The sequence below is a fragment of the Janthinobacterium sp. Ant5-2-1 genome (genome assembly GCF_001445815.1).
Lineage (GTDB): Bacteria > Pseudomonadota > Gammaproteobacteria > Burkholderiales > Burkholderiaceae_D > Janthinobacterium > Janthinobacterium lividum_E.
Genome location: NZ_LNCE01000114.1, coordinates 1 through 1617 on the forward strand (window position 1 = coordinate 1; position 1617 = coordinate 1617).

Below are 1617 nucleotides of genomic sequence, written 5' to 3' on the forward strand. Positions count from 1 at the left end.
GTTGGCGGCGTTGGCTGCCGCCAGCGCAGCTGCCGCGTCATCGGCTTGCGCCGCCTGCGTGGCTGCCAGGGTAATGGCTGCCGCAACGGCGGCGGCTGCCGCCGCAACATCGGCGTCATGCGCGTTTTGCGCCGCCAACTGGGCTGCCGCTGCCGCGGCGGCGGTGGCGGCGACGTTGGCGTCGGCTGCCAGGGCTGCGTCCAGCGCCGCTTGCGCGCTGGCGGCTGCCGTGGCGGCAGCGGCTGCCGTGGCATCGTCCGCCTGGGCATTGAGGGTGGCGGCCATGGAACTGGCCGCTTGCGCCGCTGCCGCTGCCGCGGCGGCATCGGCGTTTTGCGCCGCGACGGCCGCCGCATGCGCGGCAACCGCATTGGCGGCGGCGGTGGAGGCCGCCGCGTCGTCGGCCTGGGCCGCCGCCAGCGCCGCATGGGCGGCAGCCGCATTGGCGTTGGCCTGGGCCGCGTCATCGGCCGCCCCCTGGGCGGCGATGAGGAGGTTCAGTTTCAGCGTCTTGTCATTGTCGGCATCCGTGGCGTTGATATCGGCCGTCACGGCGGCGGTCAGGTTGGCGATGGCCGCGTTGAGCGCGGCATGGGCGTTGAGGGCTGCCGTATCGGCCAGTTGCGCCGCCAGGGTGGCGGCGGCCGAGAGGGCGGCCGTGTGCGCGGCATTGGCGGCGGCATCGTCGAGGGCCAGCGCCGCGCTGGCTGCCGCCAGTGCGTTGTTGGCCGCCGTGGCAAGGGCTGCCAGGGCGCCATTGGCCACCAGCGCCGCATCGGAAAGGAGCTGTGCCGCTGCTGCGGCGGCCGCCGTGCTCGCCGCCGTGGCGTCGTCTGCCGCAGCGGCATTGGCGGCGGCGAGCGAGGCGCTGGCCGTCAATATCGCCGCGTTGAGGGTGGTCGTGGCGTTGTTCAGGGCCGTTTGTGCGTTGGCCGCTGCCGTGGCTGCCGCGACGGCGAGGCTGTCGTCGTTCAGGGCCTGGTTCAATGCTGCCAGCGCGCTCGCTGCCGTTGCCGCAGTCGTGCCGACGGCGAGATCGGCGGCCTGTGCGGCTTGCGTGGCTGCCAGCGAGATCGACGCCGTGAGGGCGGCGGTGGCAGCGGCGATATCGTCCGCTTGTGCGTGCTGCGTGGCGGCGGCCGAGATGGCGGCCACTGCGGCCGCCGCGGCGGCGGCCGTGTCGGCGGTGGCGGCGGCCACTGCGGCGGCCGTTGCATTGGTGGAGTTCAGCACGGCCGCAGCGGCTGCCGCATCGTCGGCCAGGGCCGCATTCAGGGCAGCCTGCGCATTGTTGGCAATGGTGGCGGCGCTGGCGGCGGCATTGTCGGCAAGTTGTGCCGCTTGTGCGGCCGCTTGCGAGACGTTGGCGACAGTGGCGGCCGTCGCAGCGGCCAGATCGTCGGCGACTGCGGTAGCGGTGGCCGCACTCGCCGCGATGGCGGCAGCGGCCGTGGCGGCTGCATTCGCGTCCGCTTGCAGGGCTGCATTCAGGGCGGCCAGGGCGTTGGCCGCCGTCGCTGCCGTCGCGGCGGCGGCCGTATCGGCTGCCTGCGCCGCCTGGGCCGCTGCCAGCGAGGTGGCGGCCACGCCGGCGGCAGTGGCCGCGAGCGTGTCGTC

At 74.5% G+C, this 1617-nt stretch carries 1 protein-coding gene; it reads right to left on the reverse strand.

The genetic code is table 11. The features are described from left to right. A partial coding sequence (locus ASN89_RS29120; RefSeq protein WP_200969128.1) for a hypothetical protein occupies nt 1-1617 on the reverse strand: 1617 nt, incomplete at both ends.